Source organism: Vallitalea sp., from assembly GCF_025211055.1.
Classification (GTDB): domain Bacteria; phylum Bacillota; class Clostridia; order Lachnospirales; family Vallitaleaceae; genus Vallitalea.
In genome coordinates, this window is the sequence record NZ_JAOARO010000099.1 from 1 (window position 1) to 26987 (window position 26987).

Annotated in this window: 21 protein-coding genes; 20 read left to right on the top strand and 1 reads right to left on the bottom strand. The window is 30.5% G+C overall.

The genetic code is table 11. The features are described from left to right. Positions 1–275: 275 nt before the first annotated feature. The 17 genes from N4A55_RS15740 to N4A55_RS15820 all read left to right on the top strand — a co-directional run bounded on the left by N4A55_RS15740 (position 276) and on the right by N4A55_RS15820 (position 21862). Positions 276–1064 carry a carbohydrate-binding protein gene (locus N4A55_RS15740; protein ID WP_443083841.1) on the top strand — a complete coding sequence of 263 codons (789 nt, stop codon included), beginning with the start codon at positions 276–278 and terminating at the stop codon, positions 1062–1064. 216 nt (positions 1065–1280) lie between these two features. After that, positions 1281–2606: a methyl-accepting chemotaxis protein gene (locus N4A55_RS15745; protein WP_293758190.1), complete on the top strand. Its 1326-nt coding sequence runs from the start codon at positions 1281–1283 to the stop codon at positions 2604–2606. 407 nt (positions 2607–3013) lie between these two features. Continuing rightward, positions 3014–3526, top strand: coding sequence for an FmdE family protein (locus tag N4A55_RS15750; protein ID WP_293758193.1), 513 nt, complete (start codon positions 3014–3016; stop codon positions 3524–3526). Beyond that, complete coding sequence (locus N4A55_RS15755; RefSeq protein ID WP_293758195.1) at positions 3513–4646, top strand: FecCD family ABC transporter permease; 1134 nt, start codon at positions 3513–3515, stop codon at positions 4644–4646. Before N4A55_RS15750 ends, N4A55_RS15755 begins: the two co-directional genes overlap by 14 nt. After that, complete coding sequence (locus N4A55_RS15760; protein WP_293758197.1) at positions 4643–5395, top strand: ABC transporter ATP-binding protein; 753 nt, start codon at positions 4643–4645, stop codon at positions 5393–5395. Before N4A55_RS15755 ends, N4A55_RS15760 begins: the two co-directional genes overlap by 4 nt. 96 nt (positions 5396–5491) lie before the next feature. Further along, positions 5492–6601 carry an iron ABC transporter substrate-binding protein gene (locus N4A55_RS15765; RefSeq protein ID WP_293758200.1) on the top strand — a complete coding sequence of 370 codons (1110 nt, stop codon included), beginning with the start codon at positions 5492–5494 and terminating at the stop codon, positions 6599–6601. A 52-nt stretch (positions 6602–6653) separates the two neighbouring features. Continuing rightward, on the top strand, positions 6654–7946 hold the full coding sequence (larC, locus tag N4A55_RS15770) for a nickel pincer cofactor biosynthesis protein LarC (RefSeq protein ID WP_293758202.1): 1293 nt from the start codon (positions 6654–6656) through the stop codon (positions 7944–7946). A 13-nt stretch (positions 7947–7959) separates the two neighbouring features. Then, complete coding sequence (gene larE, locus N4A55_RS15775) at positions 7960–8772, top strand: ATP-dependent sacrificial sulfur transferase LarE (RefSeq protein ID WP_330666445.1); 813 nt, start codon at positions 7960–7962, stop codon at positions 8770–8772. Further along, positions 8765–9511: a nickel pincer cofactor biosynthesis protein LarB gene (gene larB / locus N4A55_RS15780; RefSeq protein ID WP_293758206.1), complete on the top strand. Its 747-nt coding sequence runs from the start codon at positions 8765–8767 to the stop codon at positions 9509–9511. Before larE ends, larB begins: the two co-directional genes overlap by 8 nt. Before the next feature lie 333 nt (positions 9512–9844). Continuing rightward, positions 9845–12034: an AraC family transcriptional regulator gene (locus tag N4A55_RS15785; RefSeq protein ID WP_293758208.1), complete on the top strand. Its 2190-nt coding sequence runs from the start codon at positions 9845–9847 to the stop codon at positions 12032–12034. 420 nt (positions 12035–12454) lie between these two features. Beyond that, positions 12455–13414: an ABC transporter permease gene (locus N4A55_RS15790; RefSeq protein WP_293758210.1), complete on the top strand. Its 960-nt coding sequence runs from the start codon at positions 12455–12457 to the stop codon at positions 13412–13414. 15 nt (positions 13415–13429) lie between these two features. Further along, positions 13430–14317, top strand: a complete 888-nt coding sequence (locus tag N4A55_RS15795; protein ID WP_293758213.1) for a carbohydrate ABC transporter permease — start codon at positions 13430–13432, stop codon at positions 14315–14317. A gap of 129 nt (positions 14318–14446) precedes the next feature. Further along, entirely contained in the window at positions 14447–16081 is a 1635-nt protein-coding gene (locus tag N4A55_RS15800) for an extracellular solute-binding protein (RefSeq protein WP_293758215.1), read from the top strand. A 47-nt stretch (positions 16082–16128) separates the two neighbouring features. Beyond that, positions 16129–17514, top strand: coding sequence for a sulfatase family protein (locus N4A55_RS15805; protein WP_293758218.1), 1386 nt, complete (start codon positions 16129–16131; stop codon positions 17512–17514). After that, positions 17507–18673, top strand: coding sequence for a glycoside hydrolase family 88 protein (locus N4A55_RS15810; protein WP_293758221.1), 1167 nt, complete (start codon positions 17507–17509; stop codon positions 18671–18673). The genes N4A55_RS15805 and N4A55_RS15810 overlap by 8 nt, the downstream gene beginning before the upstream one ends. Positions 18674–19166: 493 nt before the next feature. Then, positions 19167–20411, top strand: coding sequence for an MDR family MFS transporter (locus N4A55_RS15815; RefSeq protein ID WP_293758224.1), 1245 nt, complete (start codon positions 19167–19169; stop codon positions 20409–20411). Positions 20412–20479: 68 nt separating this feature from the next. Then, positions 20480–21862 carry an MATE family efflux transporter gene (locus N4A55_RS15820; RefSeq protein WP_293758226.1) on the top strand — a complete coding sequence of 461 codons (1383 nt, stop codon included), beginning with the start codon at positions 20480–20482 and terminating at the stop codon, positions 21860–21862. A gap of 510 nt (positions 21863–22372) precedes the next feature. On the opposite strand, the gene N4A55_RS15825 is transcribed toward N4A55_RS15820, so the two are convergent. Next, positions 22373–23131, bottom strand: coding sequence for a leucine-rich repeat domain-containing protein (locus N4A55_RS15825; RefSeq protein WP_293758229.1), 759 nt, complete (start codon positions 23129–23131; stop codon positions 22373–22375). A 785-nt stretch (positions 23132–23916) separates the two neighbouring features. On the opposite strand from N4A55_RS15825, the gene N4A55_RS15830 reads away from it, so the two are divergent. From N4A55_RS15830 to N4A55_RS15840, 3 genes are all read left to right on the top strand, one after another. After that, positions 23917–25713, top strand: coding sequence for a MutS-related protein (locus tag N4A55_RS15830; protein ID WP_293758231.1), 1797 nt, complete (start codon positions 23917–23919; stop codon positions 25711–25713). Positions 25714–25776: 63 nt separating this feature from the next. Then, positions 25777–26448 carry a YukJ family protein gene (locus tag N4A55_RS15835; protein ID WP_293758233.1) on the top strand — a complete coding sequence of 224 codons (672 nt, stop codon included), beginning with the start codon at positions 25777–25779 and terminating at the stop codon, positions 26446–26448. 12 nt (positions 26449–26460) lie between these two features. Further along, positions 26461–26940: a methylated-DNA--[protein]-cysteine S-methyltransferase gene (locus N4A55_RS15840; protein WP_293758235.1), complete on the top strand. Its 480-nt coding sequence runs from the start codon at positions 26461–26463 to the stop codon at positions 26938–26940. The last annotated feature ends 47 nt before the right edge of the window (positions 26941–26987 follow it).

Consider the following 26987-nt stretch of genomic DNA (forward strand, 5'->3'; position numbering starts at 1 on the left):
GATAATTTTATAAAAATGAAGAAATGGACTCAGATTGCATTATGGGCTGGATTCGTTTCATTCAAGCATCCAAAAGAGAATAAGATCTGTAGATTTGAACTAAAACCAAGTAATGAGTATTATCCTTTTAACATGTTTGTTTTATAATAAAGAAAATATAAACCGAAACGTACCACTATGTTTTGCATTGGGGGTTATATTTTTTAATTTGAAATTTTTGAAAATATTGATATAATATATACTATGAAAATTAAATGCTATAGGAGGTAGTTATGATTAATCTATCAATAGAAGTATTGGATCAAGAAGGTAATAAGTTAGCAGAGTGTAGTAATACTGATGAAGTATATTTAGTTTATCAAGACACATATAAAGAAGGAGACAAAATCGTATTCAAGTCAAGTGAAAAGAATCAATATTTTATAGCACAAATTGATGATGCACTTGGCGAAGCTTTTGTGTATTTTACAGAAAATGAAGTAGTTTATAATGTACCATCTGGAGAAAAAAGAACTAATTTCTCACCAAAAGTATTTAGTGGAGATATTCATCTGCTACATTTGAGACTTGCCACCAATCAAGAAATAGTTGGATATAAGAATCTTGCCAAAAATGTTATTGACCAAAATGGTATTGAAGGACTATATCCTCATGCAAAGGCAAATGTAGAGACAAGAGGAGAAGCAGTTTTTGCAGCAAGAAACGCAATTGATGGTGTTTGTGAAAACAGATCACATGGTCCTTGGCCTTATCAATCATGGGGTATCAATATGCAGGATGATGCCGAGATGAAATTGGATTTCGGAAGATTAGTAGCAGTTGATAAAATCGTATTATACACAAGAAGCGATTTTCCACATGACAACTGGTGGGAACAAGTTAAGATTGTTTTCTCCGATGATTCTGAATTAGTTTGGGATCTTGAAAAAAGCTATAAACCACATATAATGAATATTGAGCAAAAGAAAATCAAGTGGTTGATTCTAAAAGATTTGAAGAAAGCTGACGATCCATCACCATTCCCAGCACTTACACAGATTGAAGTGTATGGAGTAGAAGCTTAAGTACCATAAGAATTAGCACAAGTACAAGCCTTATATTAACAAGAAGTTGTTTATTAAACTGCTTGATAAATTAGAATTTGTCCAGATGACTGAGTCATGTTATATAATCCTCCTATGAAATGAAAAATGAGATAGAATGATACTTGAAAATTGTTATCATTTGCAATATAATCAAATTAGTTGATTTTTAATATTAATAACATAGGAGGAGTTTGTATGAATGAAGTTAAAGCAAAAAACATTAAAATTAACAATAGAACAATAAGAAAAAAAATAATATTTAGCGTAAATATAATGTTTTTATTAGCATTAGGGGCATTAACAATAATTAATATATTTACTGTAAATAAATATGTGGGCAGTGATACATATAATAGCTCACTTATAAGAGAATCAATATTGATAGCTGTCATTTGCTTAATACTAGTTGGAGGAATTCTTACTATCATCATCAATAAATTATTAAAACCATTAAAATTTGCATCTGAACATTTAGAATTAATGGCTGATGGAGATTATACAGTAGAAATATCCCAAGATCAATTTAATATGAATGATGAAATAGGCGTTATGGCAAAATCTTTAATAAAATTGCAGGAAAATTCAATTGAACTAATAAATAAAATTAAATACGAATCTAGTAATGTATCTAATTCCTCCAGTACTCTTTCAGTCATTGCAGATAATTCAGAGAAACAAGCAAAAGAGCTTACAAAAACGATGGAAAGTCTTGCAGATAGGACTATAAAAGAGGTAGAATACAGTGATAAGATTATTAATATATCCAAAACGTTAGAAGAAGATATATCAGAAACTATCGAACATCTTGATGAATCCCTTGAGATTTCCGAAAATACAATGAAACTGGGGGAAAAAGGTGTTAAGATAATGGATGAATTATACAACACTACGGAAGAAAGTACTAGACAGATAAAAGATATAGTTAAAATTATTGATATAGTACATAGGTCATCATTGAATGCAGAGAATATTATTGGATTAATAGAAAATATTGCAAGCCAGACTAATCTATTAGCATTAAATGCAAGTATTGAAGCAGCAAGAGCAGGAGAAGCAGGAAAAGGATTTGCTGTTGTAGCAGGAGAAATAAGAGATCTTGCAGAAAATACTGGTAAAGCTACTAAAGACATACAAGAATTAATTAATAATATCCAAGAAAAAACAGGCTCAGCAGTTGATTCCATAGAAAAAATAGACAATATAGTAAGTACTGGTGCTAATTATATGGTTAACACAAAAGACATATTTGATAAGACAGTAAAATATATTGATAGTATAGTAGATAACCTAGACGACCTGAAAAATGATCATGCCACTAATATGGTAAAAAGCAAAAAAGATATTCTTGATGCCATAAATGAAATCTCTCAAATAACTCATGAAACTGACTCCAGTACACAGCAGGTACTAGCATCAACAGAAGAACAAATTGCCTCCATCGAAGAAATATCAGCAAAAGCAGAAGAGAGTAAAGAAGCCACAGGAAGACTAACGAAAACAGTGGATATATTCAAAATATAACGTTTATTTATATTTTACTGGTGTAAATTTGGTTTGACTTTTAATAACACCTATGATAATATCTTTTTAGAATATAAGCCATGAAGGCTTAATATAAAGACTTATAGAAATTTAAGTTTACGACACAAACAGCCCATGAAGGGTACTAATCTAATTAGTACTTTTTATGGGCTTTTTTACGTCAAAAGAAACTCTTATTAAACGCACACATAAACCAAAATGCAAATTCGAGCGTAAATAGTATAGGAGAATATGGAGCAGTGAGCCATGGACGGCGAACTCAGCTTTTTAAACATGGACGTTTAATAGCTGACGGAATATTCTCCTATACTATTGGAGCGACTGTTAGCCAAATTAGTTAACTATATTAATTAGCCATTGCTACCTAAATCAAAAGGAGGAATATCATGAATAAAAATTTATGGGAAAAATGTAAAGAATTCCACGGACATGAATGTCCAGGCCTAGCTATTGGATACCGTGCATGTGAAATAGCTATGGAAAAAATCAATTTAACATTCTCAGAAGATGAAGAATTAGTATGTATTACAGAAAATGACGCTTGCGGAGTAGATGCGGTACAAGTCATCACTGGCTGTACAATGGGAAAAGGTAATCTTATCTACAAAGATACTGGCAAAATGGCATTTTCATTTTTTAATCGTAACAATGGAGATAGTATAAGATTGATACTAAACGAAGTTAATAGTGAAATGACTAGGGAACAGAAAAAAATACATATATTAGAAGCACCAGCAGAAGAGGTATTCAGCATAAAAAAAACAAACAATGAAGTACCTTCTCGTGCAAGAATATTTAATACTGTCATATGTGAGAAATGTGGTGAAGGTGCAAAAGAAAGTAATATAAGATTAAGCAACGGGAAAAAGCTATGTCTTGATTGTTATGAAGAATATTAGGGAGGCTAGTAAACATAATGAAATGAAAGATGTGATAAATATTAATTCTAGAGCAGTAGTAAAAAAGAATGGGATAGAAGCATATAAAAGCTATACTGCCAAGAAAGTAGCTATAGCCATATGTTCTATTATTATAATGATTATATTATCAATCATTGCTATAGGTGCAGGTTCAACTAATATAGGATATCATGAAATATTTAGAGCTATCATTGGTCGAGGGACAGAAGTCTCTAACGTGGTTGTTCTGCGTATTCGTTTACCAAGAATTATTGCTGCAATTGTAGCAGGTGCTGGTCTATCTGTATCAGGGTGTGTAATGCAGAATAACCTGCGAAACCCTTTGGCTTCACCATCAACATTAGGAATATCTAACGCAGCAGCCTTTGGAGCTAATCTAGCTATAATCATATTTGGAGCAGGAAGTTTTCGAAGCTTGGGAGCTGATGCAGTTATTATTAATAATCCTTATATCGTAACCCTATCGGCTTTTACTCTATCCATCACAGCAGCTTTTGTCATTTTATTACTAGCTAAATTACGAAGTTTTTCACCCCAATCAATTATATTAGCTGGTGTTGCACTAGGTTCACTTTTCTCTGCGGGAACCACTTTGATCCAATATTTTGCTGATGATGTCCAGGTGGCTGCGGCAGTCTTCTGGACATTCGGTGATCTAGGCAGAGTATCATGGAACGAAGTAATAATAATGGCTGTTGTTATAGGTATTGCCTTAATATATTTTATGTTAAAAAGATGGGATTATAATGCTCTAGATAGTGGCGAAGAGTCCGCTAAAAGTCTAGGTGTTAATGTTGAAAGAGTCCGTTTTGGAGGTATGTTTGTTTCATCATTAATAACATCAGTAGCGGTTGCATTTCTTGGAATAATCGGGTTCATTGGACTCATATCTCCGCAGATAGTAAGAAGAATAATTGGTGGCGATCATCGATTCTTGATACCAATATCTGCTATAACAGGTTCCATAATTCTATTATTTGCAGATACATTGGCTAGAACCATCGTTGCACCAGTAATATTACCAGTAGGAGCAATAACTTCTTTTCTAGGAGCACCATTATTTTTATATCTACTGTTAAGGGGGCATAATAGAAAATGATTCTATCAGTACAAGGATTAGAATTTAGTTACCCAAGTAATAAAGTTTTGAAAGACGTTTCATTTTCAATTAAGAAAGGAGAATGTCTTGCCATATTAGGTACTAATGGAACGGGAAAATCCACACTCCTAAAATGTATAAACAGAATTCTAAAACCTCAAAAAGGAGCAGTTTTAATCGACAAATCAGATGTTCAAAAATTAAACCAAACAGATTTAGCTAAGCGTATAGGTTATGTTTCACAGAGCAACCAGTCTTTTAGAACAACTGTATTTGATACTGTTCTTATTGGCAGAAAACCATATATAAAATGGGACGTTACAGAGAAAGATTTGAACATTGTCAATAGAGCAATAGAGATGCTTGGATTACAAGAATATTCTTTGAGATATATAGATGAATTAAGCGGAGGAGAACTGCAAAAAGTAATTATAGCCAGGGCATTAGCACAAGAACCCAAGATTCTTATGTTTGATGAACCTACAAGTAGTCTTGACCTAAAAAATCAATTAGAAGTAATTAACATAATTAAAGATGTAGTAAAAAATAAGAAAATCTCTGCCTTAGTTACAATACATGATCTAAACATGGCACTAAGGTTTGCTGATAAATTTATATTACTAAAAGAGGGCAAAATATATGCAGCTGGAGGAATAGAAATTATGACTTCTCATAATATAGAGTCTGTCTATTCAGTACCAGTGAAAGTTGAGAAATTAAACAGTAAAATGGTTGTAGTGCCTATATAATGAATACCAGATAAGTTGAATCAATAGAGACAGCAATCATAAAATTATATTCAACTTATGAAATCAATAGAAATATATAAGAGGAGATTTATGAATATGAGTAACAAAAATATAAAATTAGTAATTATAACGTTCTTGATAACGACAATATTGCTTATTGGCTGTGCTTCCAAATCTACAATTAGCAAAGATTCAAGGGCAGATGGCATAACCTTGACAGATATGCTAGGAAGAACTATATCAATGGATAACAAAGCAAAAAAAATAGTCGCTATTGGACCAGGAGCATTAAGGCTATATTGTTACATAGATAGTGCAGATAAAGTAGTTGGAATAGAACAGATAGAAAAGGAGCATCCTACAGGAAGACCCTATGCTCTTGCTAATGAGTCATTGAAAGAGTTAGAGGTGATAGGTCAAGGAGGACCAAATAATTCTCCTGATGCCGAAAAACTTTTATCAGTTAAACCAGATGTAATATTTTCTATGTATGCATATGATAAAGCTACAGTAGAAGAACTACAAGCTAAGACTGGCATACCAGTAGTAGCATTGAGTTATGGTAAAGTATCGACTTTTGATCCTGCTGTATATAAGTCATTAGAAATCATAGGAAAAGTTATGGGTAGGGAAAATAGAGCTAGTGAAGTCATCAATTTCATGAAAAATTGTCATGATGATTTGAACAACAGAACAAAAGAGATTAAAGAAGATGAAAAATCAATTACATATATAGGTGCTTTATCATATAAAGGAAGTCATGGTATAGAAAGTACTTATGGTGGTTATTCCTTATTCAAGGCAATAAATGCAAAAAATGTTGTTGATGAAATTGGCAAAACAGGTTCTATCATGATAGATAAAGAAAAGCTAATTGAATGGAATCCGGATAAGATATTTATTGACTATGGCGGACTTAATCTAGTGATGGATGATTATAACAAGAATCCAGATTTTTATAACACTTTAACTGCCTTCAAAAATGGTGAGTTGTACTCACAATTACCATATAATTTCTATCATACCAACATAGGAACTGCAATGGCAGATGCATATTATCTTGGAAAAGTTCTTTACCCTAATAGTTTTAAGGATATAGAACCAGAGCAAAAAGCAAATGAGATCTATAAATTCCTACTAGGTAAAGAAGTATATAAGAAAATGGCTGAGGATTTTGGTGAGTTTGGTAAAATCTCAATAAATTAATTAATTCTTAGGGGATAAATAATTAATATATAAAAAGAAGGAGTAGACTTGAATGAAAATTTTATACTATGACTGTTTTGCTGGAATAAGTGGAGATATGAACTTAGGTGCATTAATAGATTTAGGTGTGAACAAAGATTATCTTATAGAAGAACTCAATAAGCTAACTATTTCACAAGAATTCAAGATTAAGGTTGAAACAAAACATAAGATGGGAATTACAGGAACGAAAGTAGATGTGATCTTAGAAGATAGTAATCCTGCTCATGAACATATTCATAACCATAATAGTAATGAACATATGAATAAACATATACAAGATCATGAACATGGGCATGTACATGGACACAGATATGGACAAGAACATGAGCATACAGATACAGATACACATAATCACGAGCATAGAAATCTAAATAATATATATAAAATTATTGATGATAGTGATTTAAACGAGAACGTGAAGAAATTAAGTAAGGATATGTTTTTAGTTGTAGCAAAAGCTGAGGCAAAAGTACATGGAAAATCTATTGAAGAAGTTCATTTTCATGAAGTAGGTGCTGTTGATTCCATAGTTGATATTATAGGAGCAGCTATATGCATTGATAATCTTAAGGTAGATAGAATCATGTCTTCTACAGTAGAGTTAGGTGGTGGTTTCGTTAGATGTGCTCATGGAATTATCCCTGTTCCAGCCCCTGCAACTACAGAAATTCTTACTCAAATACCTATACACATGGGAAAAGTGAATTCTGAAACAACAACTCCTACAGGAGCTGCAATATTGAAGACTATGGTTAATGAATTCACCGATAAAATAGATTTTAAAATAATAAAAACAGGGTACGGACTAGGTACCAAAGATTTTGAAATACCAAATGTATTAAGAACTTTTCTAGGTGAGGTTGATGACAAAGTTAAAGATGTACAGACAATGTTAGAAATCAATATTGATGATATGAATTCAGAGCTATTTGGTTATATAGAAGATAAACTATTTGAAAATGGAGCACTGGATGTATATAAAACACCTATCATAATGAAAAAAGGAAGACCAGCCATTCAATTAAGTATCTTAGCTGATTCAACTAGCTTACACAAAATAGAGAATATATTACTAGTAGAGACAACTACCTTAGGTCTTAGAAAATATACAGTTGAAAAAGTAATGTTAGACAGAGAGTTCATAACCCTTTCAACAAAATTTGGAGATATACCAATAAAAAAAGGGCTATTAGATGGTAAAGTCATAAAAATGAAACCCGAATATGAAGTATGTAAAAGATTGGCAAAGGAAAATAGAGTACCAATAAGAACTATTTATGATGAAATATATAGATTAACTTGATTGGAGAATGATTATGGACAAATATAATACCTTAATACAATATTTGAAAAAACTAGAAAAGGTAATAATAGCTTTTTCAGGAGGAGTAGACAGTACTTTTTTATTATATGCAGCAAAAGAAGCACTGGGTGATAATGTGAAGGCTGTAACAATAAACTCACCTTATATAGCAAATTGGGAAATAGAAGAGTCCAAAGAATTTACACAAAAAATAGGAGTGAAACATGATTTTTTAGAGGTGGATGTTGTACAAGATATAAAGCATAATCCCATAAATAGATGCTATCTATGTAAAAAATATATTTTCCAGAAAATTATTGACAAGGCTAAAAATGAAAATTACAAATATATTATTGATGGAACCAATTTTGATGATATCAAAGATTATAGACCAGGCATGAAAGCGTTGAAAGAATTAGAGATTGTAAGCCCCTTATTGATATGTGAGATTACTAAATCTGACATTAGAGAAATGGCAAAGGATAAACAATTAGAAGTATGGAATAAACCTTCCTATGCCTGCCTTTTAACTAGAATCCCACATGATACAATAATAGAAAATACTACCTTATCTAGGATAGAAGAAGCAGAAAAATATTTGATGAATAAAGGTATGAGAGCATGTAGGGTAAGGGTACATGGAAACCTAGCTAGAATAGAACTATCTAAGAATGATTTAAGTAAGATATATGATGAAAAAGTAAGAGACAATATTACTGATTATTTTTCAAGAATAGGTTTCTACTATACTACATTAGATTTACAAGGTTATAAAATGGGTAATTTCAGTATAAAAGATATTGAGGTAGGTGATAAGGATGAATGAAATTGATATTATACAGCTGTTGGAGCAATTGAAAAATAATAATATCTCTGTAGATGAAGCATATAGAGCAATAAAAGATCTGCCATTCAAGGATCTTGGTTTTGCTAAGATTGATAATCATAGAGAAATTCGAGTAGGATATCCAGAGGTAATATATTGTGAAAATAAAACCATATCTCAAGTTCGAGAAATAATAAAATTCATGTTAACTAAAAATAATAATATTCTAGCAACGAGAGCAAGTAAGGAGATGTTTGAAGAAGTTAAGGATCTCCATAGGGATTTAAGATATAACCAGCTAGGCAGAACCATTACCTATGAGACAAATAAGATTAAAAGAACAGAATCTTATATTGCTATAGTTTCAGCAGGTACTTCAGATCTGGCAGTAGTTGAAGAAGCAAAAGAAACTGCGTTAATACTTGGAAACAAAGTAGAGGTAATAACGGATGTTGGTGTAGCAGGAATTCACAGATTATATGCCAGACTAGATATCATTAGGGAAGCAAAGGTCATTATTGTAATAGCTGGTATGGAAGGAGCATTAGCCAGTGTAGTAGGAGGTTTGGTAGATAAACCCATCATAGCAGTTCCAACAAGTGTTGGTTATGGAGCTAACTTCAATGGTTTATCAGCGTTACTTTCCATGCTGAACAGCTGTGCTTCTGGTGTTTCGGTGGTTAACATAGATAATGGATTTGGTGCGGCTTATAATGCTAGTATGATTAATAAAATATAATAAAATCACCTTTAGAAAATCCAAATAAATAATTTATAAAAAATAATTTTTCCTACAACAGGTCATTCTATTGTTTTGATAGGTATAACAGATAAGGGGGAATTACATATACTTGTATATGATGAGACATTAAAGGACATTATAATACTCCATTTCTTGTTTTTTTTGTGCATTAATGTTATTATTATACTTGCATTATGAAACGATTTATATATAATAGATAAAAATGGCAATAATAGGCCTTTTTTTATTACTATAAAAGATCCATCATTTTTTAAATAAGCCAATAAAATGGAAATGTGACATATAGATTAAAGGATGTGGGGAAAGATTATGGTACGTGGCAAATACAAGAAGAAATTGAATACAGTATTTTTACTTGTGTTTACATTAATCACTGTTAGCTTTATGAGTATTTTTATGAAGATAGTTATGGACCAGAGGTCAAAAGAATATGAAACCACCATTATTAACACTATCAAGACAACGCTTAACAATAGTCAGATAAAACTAGAAGTTATTAATAGTGCATTAGATCTGGTAATGGAGAGTGACGAAGCCAAGAACTGGTCAGAAAGCGATAACAATGAGATGTTTTACTTGGGACTATTAAAAGTCCAACAAAAAATCAGAAAATCATCTTCCAAGGTAAATAATGTTAATTTTCAAATCTCAGCAACCTTCTTAGATGAAGATTCATTAGTTATTACTCCAGTTTCCAGTGAAACAAAAGACTATTATTTTGAAAAGACTCTTGGCCTGACTACAGTTAAGGTAAAGGAAATCTATAATCATTTTCAAAAAAAATCTAGTTATATGGCTTTCACCATCAATAACAGGGATGGTTCTTCACAGATATGCTATATTACAAAGAAAGCATATAGAAAAAGAGATATATTATATTTTACAACAATAAGTTACAATTCTTTTGTTGAGGAAAATTTAGAGCAAGACTGGTATTTATGTAATAATAATGGCATATTTGCAATGAAAAAAGATGCAAATGTACCGGAAAATGAGATTTTTGAAGCATTTCAAAACAGTGATTTAGCTTCTAACAAATTTATCTACAAGGATTATAATGTTTTTAAACAATCTTTTATTAATATAGATTGGATATTATTGTATTCATATAAAGATAAGAATATTGATACAGCAATGATTATTATATATTTTATGCTCCCATGTTTACTACTCACGTTCTTATCAATATTTCTATCAAGAATCATTACTAACAAATTGTATCGTCCAATAAAAGAAGTATTAGATGACTTTTCTGATGATAATTATCAGAAGGATGTAGACGAGTTCAAGATACTGAAACAGAATTCCAATATGATTAAAACACTTAACCAGCAGTTGAAATTGGCTATAAGTGAGAGAAATAATCTTATAGTACAGAGATTGAACAGAGATCTGTTATTTGGTATCAACATTAATAAATCTATATACAAAGATCATCTAATAGGGGATGACAACTATTGTGTAGCTGTATTGGAATTTCTTAATAATCCCTACGAAGATGTAGATGATAATATATTTTTAAATAAAAATGAAATTCTTGCATACACTCAAGATATCAATAAGCTTAGATATGCAAATATTAATTACTACACATGTGCTATTATAATCCAATGTGACAAAGTAGAAGAAGCTATTACTATGATACATACACTTCTAGAAATAGTTGAAATAGATTATGATTATGATATCAGAGTAGCTATTAGTAATGTAGCATATGGTACTAAGAAGATTAAAGATTGTTATGAGGAAAGCAATAAGATATTAGAATATAAATTCTTATATAATCAAAGAACTATATTGACAATGAAACAGATCAAAGAAGACTTGGACCGTAATTCCTATTATTATCCTCTAGTTATAGAGAATAAACTTATTCATAGTGTACTTAATGGGGACATAAAGGCAGTAGAAATATTCAATGACCTGATTAATGAAAATAGTGCAGGTGACAAATTATCACCAAAGGCATTTAAAAATTTGGTATTTGCTATAATTGGTACAATTAGCAGAATAGTACAAGAGTTGAAAATAGATTCACGCAGATTTTTAAATGAAAATGATGATTTTGTTACTCTCTCTGATCAATGGAACAGAAAAGATATTATACCGAAATTAAGAAAGATATTGGAAGAAATACTCCTATACGTAAATAACAATAAAAAGGACAGTGAGAATTCAATCGCAGAAGAGATGCTAACATATATACATGAACATTATTGGGAAGATATCATGTTAGTAGATATGGCTAAAAAAATGAATGTATCTGAAAAATATTGCGGTATTTTATTTAAAAAGACTGTAGGAGATAACTATAAAAATTACCTAAACAATTATAGAATAGAAAAGGCAAAAGAGATAATGTATAATAATGCCAAAATTAAGGTTTCAACGTTGGGTAAACAAGTTGGATTTAACAGTTCTAATACATTCATTAGAGTATTCACTAAGTATACTGGTATGACACCAAAGGCTTTTGCAGAGCAGATTAAACATATATAAGTAAAAATAATACTAAAGAGATATGGTAGATTACAATTCATGATGAAAAATGGATATAAAATCAATTATATCTCAATTTTTTATGTATTTTTTTATAGTGAAGTAAGAAAGCATAATAGTAATTATTAATAGAATTTTACATGTTCAAAATGTGTAATTTTCTTTTTTTTATTCCCAAAATCATTAAAAAGTAATAAAAAAATGGCTAAATCATAGTAAAATGTATATAGTTGAAAAATGTACATGAATGAACTATTGATATAAAAAGATACAAAAAGACTATCTATTTGTACATTAAATAAATGAGTTGTAAATTGATGATTTATTTTTTATTTAAAACTATGTATAATTCCTTCATAAACAACTTTTGATTGTGCAAAACAAACAATTGAGAAAGGAAAAAGAAAAGGAGACAATAATATGAGCAAAACAAGTAAGGCATTACCCATACATAATAAAAGATATGTCAAAGGCAAAAGTAAATTTACTAAACGATTTAGAAGAGATTGGGATTTGTTTCTTTTATTATTGCCAGGTTTGATATGGTATATTATGTTTGCTTACAAACCTATGATAGGACTTAGAACAGCATTTTATGATTACAATATATTTAAAGGCTTTTCGGGCAGTACATTTGTAGGGTTAGATAATTTTATTCAGTTTATACAAGGTGCTGATTTCGCTAAGACGGTAACAAACACTTTAATGATTGCTTTTTGGCAGTTGGTTATTTGTTTTCCTATACCTATTATATTAGCAATAGCTATTACAGAAATGAAGAATAAGTTTGTAAGTAAGTTAACACAAACAGCTACATTCCTACCATATTTTATTTCAATAGTAGTAGTTTGTGGTATGACAATTAACTTTCTTTCTCCAAGTACAGGAGTTATCAATTTCTTATTACAGAAATTAGGGTTTGATTCAGTTTACTTCATGGTAAAACCTAAATATTTTAGAGGAATATATACAACTATGACTCTATGGAAAACAGCTGGTTTTAGTGCTATCGTTTATATTGCAGCAATTATGGGTATTGACGGGCAGCTATACGAAGCAGCAAAAGTTGACGGTGCAGGAAAGTGGAAACAAATAAGACATGTAACTATACCAGGGATTTTACCTATCGTTGTAGTAATGCTTGTACTTAATATAGGTAAAATGGTTAAAGTAGGATATGAAGCGATTTTACTTCTTTATAGACCAACAACTTTTAGTACTGGAGATGTAATTGCAACTTATGTATATAGAACGGGTATTACTAATGGTAATTATGGACTGGCTACAGCAGCTGGACTTTTTGAAGCATTTGTTGCTCTAATATTAGTAGTTCTTGCAAATAGAATCAGTAAACGTCTTTCTGAGACATCACTATGGTAAGGAAGGAGATAAAGCATGACGAAATCACATAAACCAGTTTCTAGAAATGAAAAGATATTCAATGGTGCAATGACAGTAGTAGGAGTAATTATATCCATAGTTGCACTTTATCCTATATTCTATGTTTTGATAGCTTCACTAAGCAAACCAATATTTGTTGAAAACGGAGATGTAATGTTTTGGATCAAGGGCTTTAATTTTGAGAGTTATAAACAAGCTTTTATGAAAGATGGTATTTGGATAGCATATGGAAATACTATATTTTATACAATAGTAGGTGTTTTTGTTAATATGTTATTTACTACAACAATGGCGTATGCGTTATCAAGAGAGAGATTAATATTTAGAAAGTTTTTTACTCTGATGGCAATATTCACTATGTGGTTCAATGCAGGTATGATCCCATTATATATGACTTTCAAGGATTTTAATCTATTAGATACAAGAACAGCAATAATAGTAGGATTTGCTATGAATACTTATAACCTTGTAATAATGAAGAGTTTCTTTGAACAAATACCGAAATCACTTGAAGAAGCAGCTTTTATTGATGGGGCCAATAACCTTAAGATATTCTCAAGAATATTTTTACCACTTTCAAAACCTGCACTTGCAACAGTTGGTATGTTCTATGCAGTAACAAGATGGAATGGTTATTTCTGGGCAATGAATTTACTTCAGGAGGATAACAAAGTACCTTTACAAGTACTATTGAAGAAACTTATTGTAGATAAAGTGGCTAATGAAACAGAAGCTGCAATTGTAACTGCTAATTCATTGTTTTCTCCAACCACAGTTATTTATGCAATTATCATTATTGCAATAATACCTATGATGATAGCTTATCCCTTTGTGCAAAAATATTTTAAAAAAGGTGCTACAGTTGGAGCAGTTAAGGGTTAATTTTTACATAACGATTTTTCCACAGTTAATGGTATTTAATTGCTAGTTCTATAGCATCTAATTTAACTTGTAGTAGATATTAACTGTGAAAAAATAAATTTGATAATTAAAAAGAAAAGGAGTAGGATTATGAAAACAAAAAAGATACTAGCAATATTGTTAACGTTAACTTTAATGGGAACATTATTTATTGGTTGTAGTAAAAAAGATGATAATGAAAAGGATAACAATACAGATACACAAACAACAGCTAATAAATCAGAAGAAAAAGAATTAGAAGGTAGTTTGATTAGTGAAAAGCCACAGACATTTTCAATATTCTTAAACTTCAATAATATGCCTTTTAATCCTGAATGGCGTGTTTGGCAAGAAATTGCAAAGAGAACCAATATTTCTCTTGAAGGTGTAATTTCACAATCTAATTCCAATGAAGAAGAGGCATTCAACCTAATGCTTTCATCAGGAAAACTTGCAGATATTATTGGATATAAAAATGGTGCAGATCTTGAAAAACTAGGTCGTGATGGGGGGTTAATTCCTCTTAATGATTTAATTAAAGAACATGCACCACATATTCAAGAAATGCTTAACAAAGATTCAAAATTCAAACAAGCGGCAACTTCACTTGATGGCAATATTTATTATATACCAAAAAATCATTCTTTAGTATCTGCAGAATTCTGGTGGATTCGTGGAGACTGGTTAGATAAATTAGATCTAAAAGTTCCAACAACAGTAGATGAATTATATACTGTACTTACAGCATTTAGGAATGAAGATCCTAATGGAAACAATGAAAAAGATGAAATACCTCTATTTGATAGAGCTGGATGGAAAATGCCAGATGAATACTTATACTTATGGGATACTAGTACTGAGTTCTATCCACGTAATGGAAAAATGACTTTTGAGCCAATGGAAGAAAACTTTATAATAGGTGTTACTAACCTTGTAAAATGGTATAAAGAAGGTTTAATTGATCCAGAGATTCTAACTCGTGGAGCAAAATCAAGAGATACTTTATACAGTGCAAATATTGGTGGTATGACACATGACTGGTCAAGTACAGGGAACTATAATAGAAGACTTGGAGAACAAATTCCTGGGTTCAACAATATAAGTATTGCACCACCAGCTAATCAGAATAGTGAAGTTGTTGAAAGAACTACACTATATCCTGGAGTAGGTTGGGGAATTTCTTCTCAATGTAAAGACCCTGTAACTCTTATAAAATTCTTTGATTTTATGTTTACAGAAGAAGGTTCAACTCTAATGAACTTCGGAATTGAAAATGAAACTTATGTAGTTAATAGTGATGGAACAAAGTCTTATACAGATACAGTATTAAACAGTGAATTAACACCTCTAGGGTATTTACGTTCATTAGGTATTTTATACCGTATTGGTATGTTTGAAGGAGTTCAATATGGAAATGATCTAGAACTACAATATGCCCTTATGACACCAGAAGCAAGAGATGCTGCAAAATTATACAATGCAAATAAACAATGGTATAGACAAGATATGCCTCCATATTATGATGGTGAATTAGGATTAAAATACTCTTCAGAAGATGAAGCAGAATATAAAAAAATTATGTCAGAGGTTAGACCATATGTTGATGAAATGTTCCAAAAATGGTTGTTAGGAGCTTCAGATTTTGAAAAAGATTATGATAGATTCATTAAAGAATTAAAGAATAGAGGAATTGAAAGAGCTATTGAAATTAACCAAAAAGCATATGACACTTTTTTAGGAAAATAATATGTTAAATATAATTTATAAGTGTAAGTTTTTGGGAGGAGATTCACATGACTAAGAAAAATTTGTTATATATTTTTGCTGACCAATGGAGAAAGATAGCATTAGGAATAGAAGGGCAAGATAAGATAATAACCCCTAACATGGATAGATTTGCGACAGAGAGTAAAATTTTTGATAATGCTATTAGTACTTATCCCCTTTGTTCCCCTCATAGAGCTGCACTAATGACAGGTAAATACCCATATTCTTGTGGTATGTGGACAAATTGTAAAATAGGATTAGATGAAACAATAATGTTAAAACCACAAGAAGAAACTATAGGAAAAACTCTTAAAAAAAATGGATATGAAACAGCATATATAGGAAAATGGCATTTAGATGCAAGTGAACTTAACTTTAATAATAACCCCAAATCAGGTGCAATTAACTGGGACGCATTTACACCTATTGGAGAAAGACGTCAAGGATTTGATTATTGGTTCTCATATGGAGCTATGGATAAACATCTAAATCCTCATTATTGGAGAAATACACCAATTAAGATTGAACCAGGGAAGTGGTCTCCAGAAGTAGAGACAGATGTAGCACTTGATTATCTTGATAATAGGGATAAGAGTAAGCCATTCTGTATGTTTGTTTCATGGAACCCTCCTCACCCACCTTACGATATAGTACCTGAGAAATATGTAGATATGTATGATGACATTCCTCTTAGAGAAAATGTCCCCGAAGAAATGAGAGAAGATAAGGAATATCTAAGAACTATCAAAGAATACTTTGCAGCTATTACAGGACTTGATGAAAACTTCAAAAGAATACTTGATTATCTAAAAGAAAACAACTTGGAAGAGGATACTATAGTAGTATTATCAGCAGATCATGGAGATATGATGGGTTCTCAAGGAATATATGGAAAGAATATATGGTACGAAGAATCAATTAATATTCCTTTTATGATTAGAGGAAAAGACATAGAAGTTGGAAGGACAGATTGTCTATTTTCAAGTATTGATCATATGCCTACTTTACTTGATTTATTAGAGGTTGATATTCCAGATACTGTACAAGGGCAAAGTTTTAAAGATATTATAGAAAACAATAAGATGGATGAACCAGAAACAGTATTTTTATCAGTGATGCCAGGAATGCCTGAACTTATTGAACCTTATAGAAAAAGGGGATTGAATAATAAAGCCTTTGGATGGAGAGGAATCAGGACTAAAAAACACACTTATGTTATTGATAACGGTATTCATCCAGATGAAAAGCAAAAAAGATATTTATATGATAATGAAAATGATCCATATCAACTGAATCCAGTAATATTAAGTTCAGATGATGAACGATGCAAAAAATATGATGAATATTTAGAAGGTTATTTGAAAGAAATCAATGACCCATTCTTAATGAAAGGATTAGATTATAATGGTTGATATATCTAAATACAAAAAGCCTAGTGATGTAGATATAAAACAAGCTATGAATAACGCTGTAATACAAGTAGAAATAGAACTAGAAAATTTTACACATAAGTTCAAGATAAATGGAACTACTGATAATTTTTATGTCCCTAATGACAATATTTCTTGGACATCAGGTTTTTGGACAGGGCAGATATGGATGGCATATGAAATAACAGGTAATGAGAAATATAGAAAAGCAGCGGAGATTCAGGTAGACAGTTTTCTTCATAGGATAGAAAATAAAATTGAGACTAACAATCATGATATGGGATTTTTATATAGTCTATCCTGTGTAGCAGCTTATAAATTAACAGGTAATGTGAGTGCAAAGAAAGCTGCAATATTAGCAGCAGATAATCTGATTTCACGTTATAGAGAAGATGGTAAATTCATTCAGGCTTGGGGAAATGTTGGAGTAGATGATAACTATCGTTTAATTATCGACTCTCTTCTAAACCTTCCATTATTATATTGGACAAGTGACGTAACTGGTGATGATAAGTATGCTAAAATAGCTAAGCAACATATTGACACTTCATTAAAAGTTATTATGCGTGATGATTGTTCTACATATCACACATTCTATTTTGAACGAGGGACAGGAAAGCCATTATATGGAGAAACAAGACAAGGTTACAGTAATGATTCCCCATGGTCAAGAGGTCAAGCTTGGGGTGTATATGGAACAGCTTTAAGCTACATGTATACCAAGGATCCAGAGTACATTGAAAAATTCTATAAGATAACCGACTTTTTCATTGAGAATTTACCAAAGGACCTAGTACCTTATTGGGATTTTAAATTTACTGATGGAAGTGACGAACCAAAAGACAGTTCAGCAGCTGCAATAGCTGTATGCGGTATGCTTGAAATGTCAAAATACCTTGATGAAGATAAATCAAATTACTATAAGGATATTGCTCTAAAGATACTAAAATCTTTAATTGATAACTACGCAGTCAGCAATCCCGAGATATCCAACGGTCAATTACTACATGGTGTCTATGCAAGAAAATCACCGTATAATCCATGTAGTAACAGGAATGTAGATGAATGTAATACATGGGGCGACTACTATTATATGGAAGCCCTCATAAGATTAACTAGAGATTGGAAATTATATTGGTAGGAAGATAGAACAAATGAGTAGGCATATTTAGGTCTGCTCATTTTAGACTGTCGACAAAGTATTAAGTTGAAAACAGACAACGGTCGTATATTGAAATCATATATAGTGATAATCACTCTCGTTACGTTTGTTGCATCTATCTGTTTATAAGGATGCAACAAGCCGTAAAGGTCGTTATTATCACTATATATGATTTTCTCTATATTTACCACTCTTGAGCCAGTTTGTAAATGTGACTTTAGCCTATAAAATCTATACTGCTCGTTACAAGTATTGCGGTAATGGATAATGTCATATGTTTAATTTTTTATTTATCTATGAAAAAGCAATAGCCAGTAGTTATTTAAAATAGAAGAAAAAGTGTTTTGTAATTATATTGATGGAGACTTAAAACAAAATAATGATTATTAAATGAATTCACTTGACAAGAGTCGAATTATAGTCCATTATATTATAACAATGTTTAAAAAAAGTTAATAAGGAGGATAATGTAGTGGTTATAAAATCGTTTAAACAGTATTCAGGTTTGCCGAAAGAGATCTACATTCTAGCTATTCAGAGATTTGTTAATTCCATTGGCGGTTTTGTTTATGCCTTTTTAACACTGTTTCTGAGTAAGAGATTAGGTTTGCAAGAAGATGTTATTGGTAGTTTAATGTTAGTTTGTTCTCTAGTGGGTATACCTGGTTCACTTATTTCTGGTCATCTAGTTGATAAATGTAATAGAAAAACAATTTTACTTGTTTCAAGAACTTTATCAGCTTTCATATTTATTATTTGTGGCTTCCTCGGTAATTCAATAATGGTTGTTTATTTACTTATTTTTTCAAGCTTTATATCTAGTTTTTCAGGACCAGCAAGTGGTGCTATGACAGCAGATTTAACTACTCCTGAAAATAGAAAACAAAGTTTCTCCTTATTGTATCTAGGAATGAATGTTGGACTTGCTTTTGGTTTTACAATTGCAGGATATTTATTTGAACATTACACAAGATGGATATTTTGGGGTGATGGTATAACCTCTTTACTTAGTTTATTATTAGTTGTTTTTTATATAAAAGATACTAGACCAACAAAAGCTCAGATAAAAGAAATTAATGAATCTGATAGAGAGGGAGAAAAAGAAGAAAAGGGCTCTGTTGTTACAGCACTTGTTAGAAGACCATTTCTATTAGGTTTTGTAATTATATCCTCTGTTATTGGTTTTGTATATAATCAACATGGATTTATTATGCCATTGCATCTGGAGGAATTATTTCCTAATAGTGGAGCAAAATATTTTGGTAATATAATGGCTATTAATACAATAATTGTTGTTATCTTTACACCAATTATTATGTACTGTACAAGAAAGATTAAACCAGTTGTTAATGTGGCAATTGCAACCTTAACATACATAATAGGTTTTGGTATGATGGGATTTGTTAATGAGTTATGGGTATTCTTTGTTGCTGTATTCATCTGGACAACAGGTGAAATTATTGCTACGACTAATATAGGAGTTTATATTTCTAATCATTCACCAGTTAATCATCGTGGACGATTTAACTCTATAATCGGTATGATTCAGGCTGCTGGACGTTCTTTTGCTCCATTCTTCATGGGAATGTTCTTAGTTTCATACAGCAATTCAGAAGGTTGGATATTGACTGGATTTGTTGGAGTAATAGCTTTTATAATGCTTTATATATTATTTACAAAAGAAAAGCGTCACAATGAAAATATTAATAATGCTTAGGTATTACTTTCGAAAAAAGTGGCATTATAACAATAAAGCTATAAGGGTTATATAGAAAGGATTTACTTATGAAGAAGAAAAATATTGACGCTACTAAAGGCGATATAAAGAATAATCTCTGGATACTGGCATGGCCTATAATGATAGGTAATCTGATTCAGGTTATATATAATATGACAGATACATATTGGGTGGGGAAACTTGACAATAGTACTGAAGCTATTGCAGCTGTTACTATTACATTTTCAGTTGTATTTGTATTAGTTTCATTAGCAGCTGGATTAGGTATAGGCTCAGCAACACTAGCGGCTCAATACTATGGTGCTAGAGAGTATAAGAAGGTTGATGAAGTAACCTATACATCATTAATTATAATTGGTGCCATTGCATTGTTTTTTGTTGCAGGAGGTATTATATTTTACAAACAGCTTTTTGCCCTATTGCAGACCCCAGATAACATTATTCATCTAGCAAAAGATTATTTCATTATAATAATGGTAGGTATGATATTCATGTTCATATTCTTTATTATGAGTGGGATATTACGTGGAATTGGAGATACTAGAACACCTATGATTGCAGGTATAGTCTCTGGTGTAATAAATATGATATTGGATCCATTTCTTATATTTGGATGGGGGATATTCCCAGAACTTGGTATTACGGGAGCTGCTTATGCAACTGTAATATCCAGAGTATTTGCTTCAGGATACATTTTTTATGTAGTACTCAGGGGTAAGACTTTCTTGAAGATGAACTTACGTAATATAAAAGTTGATTTGAAAATCACTAAACAATTATTTAAGATTGGAGTACCTTCCAGTATTTCACAAGCTGTAATAAGCCTAGGTGGAACAGTTATTCTTAGTAGAGTAAATATGTTTGGTGATGTTGCAATAGCAACACATGGTATTGGAAACAGATTAGAATCCCTGTTGATTATGCCTACAATGGGGCTGGCTCAAGCTGCAAGTTCAATTGTTGGACAGAATCTTGGTGCTGGACAAAAGGAGAGAGCATTTAAGACTGGTCAATATGCCATGAAAGTATCATTTTGTGTTCTTGTAATAATGGGTGCTATTTTTGCAATTTTTCCTTCTGTATTTTTTGATATATTTTCTGATGATAAAGAAGTAATAGAGATGGGACGTTATTACATATATGGAATAACATTATTATTTGCATTTGTGGGTTGTAGAATTGTTATGTCCAATGTATTCCAGGGGGCAGGTGCTGCATCTGTATCAATGTGGTTAAGTCTTATCTGCTTATGGGTATTTCGGGTTCCACTTTCTTATGCACTATCATATACTCAATTAGGAATAAAAGGATTATGGTTAGGAGTAGGATTATCTTTCATTGTTAGTTTCTTCTTTATGTATTACTTCTATAAAAAAGGAAAATGGATGGATAAGGTTGTTGTAGAAAAGAAAGAGACTGTAGAAGCATAATGTATTAATCAGAATACTAGGCAGTAGGATAATACCAAGAATGTATTATCCTACTGCCTCTTTTTGTGTGCCAGTCATGGCACTAATCTAGCTAGTGAAAGTCTAGCCATAGGTATTTACCGCCAAGTGTAGCGAACTACAAGTTGGTGTCAGTAATGGCATAGATGAAGGAAGTGGTGTAGCAAAGTTCTCGAGCCTACGAACAGAAATTTGATAAGGCGATTAGGTGGGTGAGGTTGCAAGAAAAAGGTAGTTGCCAATAAAGGTGCAAGATATAAGAACGGATTTAACGAAGAGAGTATTTTCAAAGTTGCTAATTCAAGATTAGGTTGATACAAAAGATGTAGCATGAATGTAGTAAACTACATTTTAAATCCTACACTGTTTGAAACAAAAATAAAGGACGGAGTTGGTCTGCTTAATTAAAAGATGGTGTATTAAAGATTGTAGTTCCTAAAAAGGAAAGATCTGATAATACATTTAATATAGAAGTCAATTAAGAGATAGAGCCTATAGGGGCTCTATTAATTGTTTTCCGATGCTGTTTTCAATATTAGTAAATTTTATTTCTAATCTCTTAATTTTTTTTAAATATTGTGTTGGTATTGGTTGTTGAATATTTTTATTTCCAGATAAGATTAGTTCTTTTAAATTACTTAAATTTGCAATAGTATTTATATAAGATATATTATTTCCGCCTATTGAAAGTGATTCAAGTTTTATTAAGTTTTCAATACCATCTATAGCTGATAAATTATTTAAGTTCAAATTTAGTAATGTAAGATTCTGTAGTTTGGTTATATCAGAAATATCATTTATATTATTATTAGATAGAACTAAATCTTGTAAACTTGGTAAATTTGATATATTCTGTATATCTTTAATATTATTTTCTGATAAGTCTAGTATACGTATTTTAGGTAAATTTAATTTTGGAATATTATCAATTTTATTGTTGCTTAAAATCAACGAATCTATATCTAAATTATTAATATACTTAATTTCTTTAATTTGATTATATGACAAGTCTAGAAATCTTATATTTTTTAAGTTTTGTACCCCATCTAAGTTTGATATATTACAATTAGATAGATTTAATATTTTAGCATCATATAAATTTGCTCTAGTTAATTTACCTATATTTTGTTTTATTGCATTTCTTAAATTAGAATCACTTATTGAAACTTCTGCTACATACCAATAATAATAGAAACAACTAGTAATTAAAAGTATTATTGGTATAGTAATCAGAATTATTTTTTTTTTCATAAAAATACCTCTCATAATCCCTCATTATTTTATTAAATAATTTAAAAATATATTTTTATTATATATTTTGCTTCACACTATTATTTTATACTATTTTAATTGAATTGTCTATATAAATAATTAAAATGTTTTTGATTATAAATCAATAAAAGGCTACTTACCTCTAGATTCTAATCTGAGTAAAATAGCCTTTTATTATAGAATTATATTAAATGTATATATCTATTAATATACTGAGAATTCAGATTGCATAAACATATCATTAGATAAAAATGTTCTAGTTTTATCTGTTGATGCTCCTACTGTAAAAAAACCAGGAATTACATCAATATCTCCATGAACACTTATATTAACCTTTACTTGAAAATGTCCGCTCTTATTTTTAAATATTCATCTCTAGAGATATCTGTAACTATAAAATTATTGTTGTTTGAAGTTTTTATTGCATTATTCATCCTTCGTAATTTAATATATTTCATTATTTTACTATTAATGTGGCCGCTTATAAATTATATAACAATTATAAGTTAATATCAATACTATTTTAAAAATATTATTATATGTAGAATTTATTATAAATTTATAATATAAAATATATTACAAAATGAGATATAATATATTAGCAAATAAACACATATAAAACAAGCATGGTTAGAGTATATAAGATTATTTAATTTTTATATATATTCACACTTTAAAAAGATTATTATATGTGGTATTGTTGTATTAAAAACTATGGGAATTAATTATAGTAATAATATTTAGTAAATGGAGTGTGAATAATAATGAACCCAAAAAGAGAATACATAAAGGGAAAAGATACATATAATAAGGAGTTAGACAAGCTTAATCATAAAATCAATGTTTATGGTAATGTTAGACTTATTGTAATTCTTTTAGGATTAGGACTTACTATATGGTCATATACTAGAAAATCTTATCTACTTAGCTTGAACAGTTTAATTATTACACTGGTTCTATTTATCAGCTTAATAATTATACATCAAAAAAATATTGATTTAAAACCTAGACTAATAGCACTTTGTAAAATCAATGAAAATGGCATTAAACGTCTAAGGGGAGAATGGAAAAAATTTCAAAATAATGGTAAAGAATTCATTGATGAGGACCATAATTATTCATGGGATTTAGACTTATTCGGTAAGAATTCCTTGTTTCAATGGATAAATCATACTAATACCTGGGTGGGTAAGAAGAAACTAAGAGATGCACTTATTAAACCCAATAAAAACCTTGAACTAATTAGAAGAAGACAAAAAGCCATAATAGAGCTTTCTAAAAATATGAGTTGGGTTCATGAATTAGAATCAGCAGGTATGTTAGAAGATAATGACAGTATCGACGAAGGAGAGTTAATAAAATGGAGTAAGGATATAGCACCATTCTATCTAAATAACCTTTTAGGATTATTTGTGAAGATACTACCTATAGTTTCAATTTTGACTATTGTACTACCTTTTTGTATATCTTCTTTTTCACATATATATGGATTGATATTCATAAGCATACAGATAATAGTTGCTTTCATAGGTCTTAATAAAAGCCATACAAGGTTATCTACTATAGATGATTTCAGAAAACAGATATCCATATACGATAAGATGATTAAGTTAATTGAAACACAAGATTTTGAATCAAGTTTATTGGAAGACTTGAAGAAACAAATGGAAAGTGATAATGAACTTACTTCTTTGCAGATAAAAAAACTTGATAGTATTATGGATATGGTCAATATCCGACATGTTCAATTCTATTTGATATTTGATATACTAACATTATGGGATTATCAATGTGCTATATCACTTGAAAATTGGAAAAATAGATATGGGAAAAATCTCTCAAAATGGTTAAACTCATTGGGAGAAATTGAAGCTCTAGCAAGTCTTGCTACAGTAGTTTATGAACAACCTGATTGGGTGATGCCGACAATTACTAACGAATATAGAGTATCAGCTACTAGCATAGGACATCCTTTGATAAATGTTAGAGATAGAGTGTGTAATAATGTTACATTTGGCGGAAGGTATTCTTCTCTATTGGTAACAGGTTCCAACATGTCAGGTAAAAGTACATTTCTTAGAACTATAGGTATCAATCTAGTGTTAGCTTATGCTGGTGCTCCAGTATGTGCAAAAGAATTTTGCTGTCCGATTATGGATTTATATACTTCTATGAGAGTAAAAGATGATATAGATAACAAAATATCTTCATTCTATGCAGAATTATTAAGAATTAAAAAAATAATTAGGGCTACTAATGAGGGTAAAAAAGTATTTTATCTATTAGACGAAATATTTAAAGGAACTAACTCAAGAGATAGACATATAGGTGCTAAAACCTTAATAAAAAAATTATGTGAAGGAAATACATTAGGGCTTGTTTCAACTCATGACTTGGAGTTAGCTGATTTAGAATTAGAACCAAATTCTAGAGTTAAGAATTATCATTTTCAAGAACATTATAAGGATAATAAGATATTATTTGATTACAAGTTATATTCAGGTGTCTCCAACACATTTAATGCGGTATTTTTAATGAAGGAAATTGGGATAGATATATAAGATATTATTTGATATAATTAAATGAGTTAAGTTGTTTTCTAATCAGATGGAAAGGAGAACCTCATGAGTTTACAATCTTACGGACTATTAAAAGGCAAAGCAGTAGCAACAAAAGAAGAAAGAGACAATAACAGACCTCATTATCATATTCATGTTAAAGCTAATGAAGAAGACTATAGAATATCAATCAATATAAAGTCAAATGATATTCTATCTGAATTACTCTTTTATACTGAAGAAAATTTCGAACATGGTATAACTTCAATAATTACTGAATTACCATATGGATTTTATTTTAGTAATCATGCATCTATTGATTATATACGAGGAAATATGGGGTTCTCTAGAGATGATATGAAGAAAATTCCTCATGATAAAGCTGGTCCAAATAATGACCTTAATGAAAAACTTAATTATTACATAGATAAAGCAATTACATCTGAACATACTGATATTTATATATATGGGTCAAAATGGAAAACAGGTAATTACTGTAAACCAGATAGGATTTTTGGCTTTAGCCCTTCAATGGGATTACATGATATTCATATGAATCAAGGTAATATCAAAAAGTGGAAAAAAGATAGTGGAGTATGGCAAGACGGGTGCCTTTTGATAAATTATAAAGAGCAAGACAAGTGGATTGGAATATTTCTTGCCTTTCAATCCCAATCATGGGATAATGATGATTGTACAGGTCAGGCTAACTATAAATACAAGAAGAAAAAGAGATAAGGAGGATTAAACATGTATTATGGAATATTTAATTCACCTTTATTTCCTATTATTGTTGTAGGAGATGACAAGGGACTATCTTATATACATCTTCAAACTAAATCAGGTAAAGAACTTAAACAATCAAAAGAATGGATTAGAAATGATAATTTTTTTATAGATACTTTTAACCAACTAGATGAATATTTTAGTGGCAAAAGAAAAATATTTGATCTCAAATTGAATCCACGAGGTACCCCGTTTCAAAAGAAAGTATGGAATGCACTAACTAAAATACCCTATGGGGAAGTTTGTTCATATAAGGATATTGCTGTTGCAGTAAGTAATGAAAAAGCTTGTAGAGCAGTAGGAATGGCTAATTCCAAAAACCCCATAGCTATCGTAGTTCCATGTCATAGGGTTATAGGCAGTAGTGGAAAACTGGTTGGGTATGCTGGAGGATTAGATACAAAAGATGAGCTATTAAAATTAGAAAAAAGATATAATGTATAATGATATTAAGGGGCAGTACATAATATATTTGACTTAACTAGTCGTGG